The sequence below is a fragment of the Rhodococcus sp. BS-15 genome, from assembly GCF_000813105.1.
Classification (GTDB): domain Bacteria; phylum Actinomycetota; class Actinomycetes; order Mycobacteriales; family Mycobacteriaceae; genus Rhodococcoides.
The window spans coordinates 1-4,677 of sequence record NZ_BAOX01000348.1; the positions used below are offsets into that span (position 1 = coordinate 1).

A 4,677-nucleotide genomic window follows, 5' to 3' on the forward strand; every position below is an offset into this window, starting at 1 on the left:
GCGTCGGTACAGTGCTCATCGAGCAACGGATCGCTATCCTGGACGAAGTGAATGCATCCCCTGTGTCCGCGGCACTGTACGAGCAGCTGACTTCTCTGCTCGACGGCAGGACGGTCACCGTCGTCAGCGGCGCAGGCATGTCCACCGACTCGGGGATTCCCGATTACCGCGGTCCGCAGTCACCGCCGCGCAACCCGATGACGTTCCAACAGTTCATCGGCGACGCCGAATTTCGTCGGCACTACTGGGCACGCAACCACGTCGGGTGGCGACACATGGACGCAGCGGTGCCCAACGACGGCCACCGAGCACTCGCCCGACTCGAACGGGCAGGCGTCGTCACCGGCATCATCACCCAGAACGTCGACATGCTGCACACCAAGGCGGGCAGCCGGAACGTCATCGACCTGCACGGCGTATACGCCCGAGTCCGCTGCCTGAACTGCGAGCGATTGATCTCGCGTTTCGAGCTGGGTCGACGGCTCGATCGAGCAAATCCCGGCTTCCTCGAGTCGGTCGCACCCGCGGAGGGCGTCGAGATCGCCCCCGACGCCGACGCGATCATTTCCTCGACCGCGCACTTCAGCATGGTCGACTGCGAATCATGTTCGGGGATACTCAAACCCGACATCGTCTACTTCGGTGAGAGCGTCCCCAAACCGCGCGTCGCCGAGGCATACGATCTCGTCGACCGAAGCGACGCACTGCTGGTGCTCGGGTCCTCGCTGACCGTGATGTCGGGCTTGCGGTTCGTCAGGCACGCGTCCAAGACTGGGAAGCCCATCGTCATCGTCAACCGCGGTACCACCCGCGGCGACGAATTCGCATCTCTGACAATGCATGCCGGCTGCTCGGAGGTGGCGACCGCGCTGGCCGACGACGTCGATCAGGCAGGAACCAGATCGTCGGCATGAACCACCGGCCGCTGTAGCTCCGCGGCCAACTCGCCTGTCGACCGTCCGAGCATCCCGACCAGCTCCCCCCGAGTCGTACGCGACGACCCCGCGAGCCACCAGTACGCCGACGTGGTCGACCAACGAGACCACGTCGCCGCCGTGGAACGATCCCGTCACCGACGTGATACCGGCGGACAACAACGACCGTCGCCGCTCCACCACCGCACGAACCGCCCCCGCGTCGAGGTGCAGTTCTCCCGCGGCGTCGGCAGCGTGACGAACCCAGAACTTGCGCGCCGACAATCGCGTCGGGCGCGCGGCGAAGGCAGTGCCCACCTCGGAGGTCGTCAGTGCGTGTGCGGCATCGGATGCCGCAGCCAGCAACACCGGAACACCGGCATCGGCCGCGAGACGCGCAGCGGACAGCTTGGACGCCATTCCGCCGGTGCCGAGCGCTCCCCCCGAACCGGCGACGACGCCGTCGAGATCCTCGGGGCTGGTCACCTCCGGGATCAGTGTCGCCTTGCCTTGCGGGGATCACCGTCGTACAACCCGTCCACGTCCGAGAGCAGGAACAGTGCGTCCGCTCCGACGAGGTGGGCGACCAGAGCAGCCAGACGATCGTTGTCGCCGAACCGGATCTCCGCGGTGGCGACCGTGTCGTTCTCGTTGACGATGGCGACGGCACCGAGCGAGCGCAGCCGATCCAGGGTGCGCTGAGCATTGCGGTGGTTGGTTCGCCGCGCGATGTCCTCGGCTGTGAGCAGAACCTGTCCGACCGTGCGCCCGTACCGGTGGAACGACGAGCTCCACGCATTGACCAGAGCGAGCTGACCGACGCTCGCGGCAGCCTGTTTCGTCGCCAGGTCTCGTGGACGCTTGGTCAGGCCCAGCGGTGCCATCCCTGCGCCGATCGCACCGGAGGACACGACCACCACGTCGGTGCCGCTGCGCATCCGAGATTCGATGGCGTCGGCGAGCAGATCGAGTCGACTCAGATCCAGACCCGCGTCGAGGCTGGTGAGCGCCGACGAACCGATCTTGACCACGATGCGCTTGGCATCGGCGATCGTGCGACGGGTATCGGTGAGAGCCTCTGCGGGCGAATCGGATTCACGCACCGACACCACGTCTACTCCTGTTCGGAATCGAGCCCGCGTCGTACCTGGCGGGCATGCTTGCGTTCGGATGCGCCGATGCGCTCGACCTGATCGAGACGGGCATCGGTGCCACGGCCTGTCATCGTGATCTCGACACCGGCCGGAGTCTGCGGCTCCCAATCGAACGACACGTCGCCGATGGTGACCGAAGCACCGGGCTGAGCGCCGGCCTTGATGAGAGCGTCCTCGACACCGAGCCGCGCGAGACGGTCGGCGAGGTAGCCGACGGCCTCGTCGTTGGTGAACTGCGTCTGGCGCACCCACCGCTCCGGTCGGGTACCGCGAACGATGAAGCCGTCCGGGATATCCGGATCCTTGACGACCTTGAAGCTGTCGTCGTTCCGCGCGACCGGGCGCAGCACCTGACGCCGCGGCTCGGGAGCCGGATGCGCGGTGCGGTACTCCTCGACGAGCTTCGCCAACGCGAACGTCAGCGGCTTGAGTCCGGCACGCGTCACCGCGGAGATGGTGTACACGGGCCAGCCACGGGACTCGAACTCGGCGGTGACCATCTCGGCGAGCTCGGCTCCCTCCGGAATGTCGGCCTTGTTCAACACCACGATGCGGGGCCGATCGGCCAGATCGCCGAGGCTGGCATCTCCGGACAAGGCCGGCTTGTACGCAGCCAATTCGGCTTCGAGGGCATCGACGTCGGAGATCGGATCGCGGCCGGGATCCAGTGTGGCGCAGTCGACGACGTGTGCGAGAACGGCACAGCGTTCGAGGTGACGCAGGAAGTCGAGCCCGAGACCTCGGCCCTGGCTCGCTCCGGGGATCAACCCGGGAACGTCGGCGACGGTGAAGGTGGTGTCGCCGCTGGAGACCACTCCGAGGTTGGGCACCAGTGTGGTGAAGGGGTAATCGGCGATCTTCGGCTTCGCTGCGGACAGCACCGAGACCAGCGACGACTTACCGGCCGACGGAAATCCGACGAGGCCCACATCGGCGACGGACTTCAGTTCGAGGACGAGTTCGCGTTCGATGCCCTCTTCGCCGAGCAGTGCGAATCCGGGTGCCCGCCGAGCCTTCGATGCGAGAGCTGCGTTGCCGAGACCACCGCGGCCGCCCGGAGCGGCGTCGAAACGTGTTCCCTCGCCGATCATGTCGGCGAGCACGTTGCCCTTCTTGTCGAGCACGACGGTGCCGTCGGGAACCTTGAGAATCAGGTCCTCGCCGTTGGCACCTTCGCGGTTGCCACCCATGCCCTGAGTTCCGTTGCCTGCCTTGGCATGGCTGGAGAAGTGGAAGTCGAGCAAGGTGTGCACGTTGCTGTCGACGACGAAGACGACTCCGCCGCCCTGTCCTCCGTTACCACCGTCGGGGCCACCGAGAGGCTTGAACTTTTCGCGGTGAACCGAAGAGCAGCCGTTGCCACCTTTGCCGGCGCTGACGTGCAGCACCACGCGGTCGATGAATCGTGACATAGCTGTCTTCGATCCTTTCGTGAAAGAAAAATCGGGAGAAAAAAGCGATAGGGGCGGACCGGTCTCATGACCCTGGTCCGCCCCTATCGGGAGCTGTGAACGTACGCCGTGGATGGTCGACTCGAGCAGTTGCCCGGTCGCGTCGGCCATTGTGAGCGCCAGCGCTGCAGAAGGACTAGGCCTCTACAGCGACCGGAACGATGTTCACGGTCTTGCGACCGCGCTTGGCACCGAATTCGACTGCGCCCGGGGCGAGTGCGAACAGGGTGTCGTCGCCGCCACGGCCGACGTTGACGCCGGGGTGGAAGTGCGTGCCGCGCTGACGAACCAGGATCTCGCCTGCGCCTACGGTCTGGCCGCCGAAACGCTTGACGCCGAGGCGCTGAGCGTTCGAGTCGCGACCGTTACGGGAGCTTGATGCACCCTTCTTATGTGCCATGTTGCATACCCTCCTCGGGGTGAATCAGCTTGGGAGAACGCGGGTCCGGAGAGACCTGGTTACTTGATGCCGGTGACCTTGAGGACAGTGAGCTTCTGCCTATGTCCCTGACGCTTGTGGTATCCGGTCTTGTTCTTGAACTTGTGGATGCGGATCTTCGGGCCCTTGGTGTGCTCGACGATCTCACCGGCGACCGAGATCTTCGCCAGCTTGTCTGCATCTGTGGTCAGGTCGGATCCGTCTACGACGAGGACCGGAGCAAGCGAGACAGCAGTGCCGGGCGCTCCCTCGATCTTCTCGACCTTGACGAGGTCACCAACAGCGACCTTGTACTGCTTTCCGCCGGTCTTGACGATCGCGTACGTTGCCATCGGAGGGCTACCCCTTGCTTCTTCGAACTTGCTCGCGTTGCGCATGGCAACACGACTGGTCTGGTAAAACGTGTTTGCTTGCTCCCTATCGGCCGGCCGGGATGATGATCATCTCGGCCCGCTCGAGAACCGTTGTTTCCTACAGGGCCACTACGGCACAGCAGAACGGTGTCACCGGGAGCGACTTATCAAGGTTACGGCAGGGAGACGGCCAGGGTCAAACTGCCCTGTCCCACTAGGCATCGATGTCCACCGGAGGACCTGCAGGCCGCGCTGCCGCGCGCCGTCTGCGAGGACGTGCCGCAGGCAGCGCGGCCTGCAGGTCCTCCGGTGGACATCGATGCCTAGTGGGACAGGGCAGTTTGACCCTGGCCGTCTCCCTGCCGA

At 65.2% G+C, this 4,677-nt stretch carries 4 protein-coding genes and 1 pseudogene; 1 reads left to right on the forward strand and 4 read right to left on the reverse strand.

Annotated features, from left to right (window positions below; genetic code table 11):
- The first annotated feature begins 74 nt into the window (after positions 1–74).
- Positions 75–914 carry a Sir2 family NAD-dependent protein deacetylase gene (locus RHBS_RS24605; protein WP_183130385.1) on the forward strand — a complete coding sequence of 280 codons (840 nt, stop codon included), beginning with the start codon at positions 75–77 and terminating at the stop codon, positions 912–914.
- Here RHBS_RS24605 and proB read toward each other — a convergent pair.
- The 4 genes and pseudogenes from proB to rplU all read right to left on the reverse strand — a co-directional run bounded on the left by proB (position 887) and on the right by rplU (position 4,290).
- A pseudogene (proB, locus tag RHBS_RS24610) lies at positions 887–1,966 on the reverse strand (glutamate 5-kinase). The gene RHBS_RS24605 and the pseudogene proB sit on opposite strands and share 28 nt — an antisense overlap.
- Positions 1,967–2,028: 62 nt before the next feature.
- On the reverse strand, positions 2,029–3,480 hold the full coding sequence (gene obgE / locus RHBS_RS24615; RefSeq protein ID WP_121869471.1) for a GTPase ObgE: 1,452 nt from the start codon (positions 3,478–3,480) through the stop codon (positions 2,029–2,031).
- Between the two features lie 175 nt (positions 3,481–3,655).
- Positions 3,656–3,919, reverse strand: a complete 264-nt coding sequence (rpmA, locus tag RHBS_RS24620) for a 50S ribosomal protein L27 (RefSeq protein ID WP_032379202.1) — start codon at positions 3,917–3,919, stop codon at positions 3,656–3,658.
- A gap of 59 nt (positions 3,920–3,978) precedes the next feature.
- Positions 3,979–4,290, reverse strand: coding sequence for a 50S ribosomal protein L21 (rplU, locus tag RHBS_RS24625; protein ID WP_032394581.1), 312 nt, complete (start codon positions 4,288–4,290; stop codon positions 3,979–3,981).
- Positions 4,291–4,677: the final 387 nt, after the last annotated feature.

What these genes read in the sequence shown, in the direction of transcription:
- obgE (WP_121869471.1), bottom strand. Translation starts at nt 3,480, where the DNA reads ATGTCACGATTCATCGACCGCGTGGTGCTGCACGTCAGCGCCGGCAAA.
- rpmA (WP_032379202.1), bottom strand. Translation starts at nt 3,919, where the DNA reads ATGGCACATAAGAAGGGTGCATCAAGCTCCCGTAACGGTCGCGACTCG.
- rplU (WP_032394581.1), bottom strand. Translation starts at nt 4,290, where the DNA reads ATGGCAACGTACGCGATCGTCAAGACCGGCGGAAAGCAGTACAAGGTC.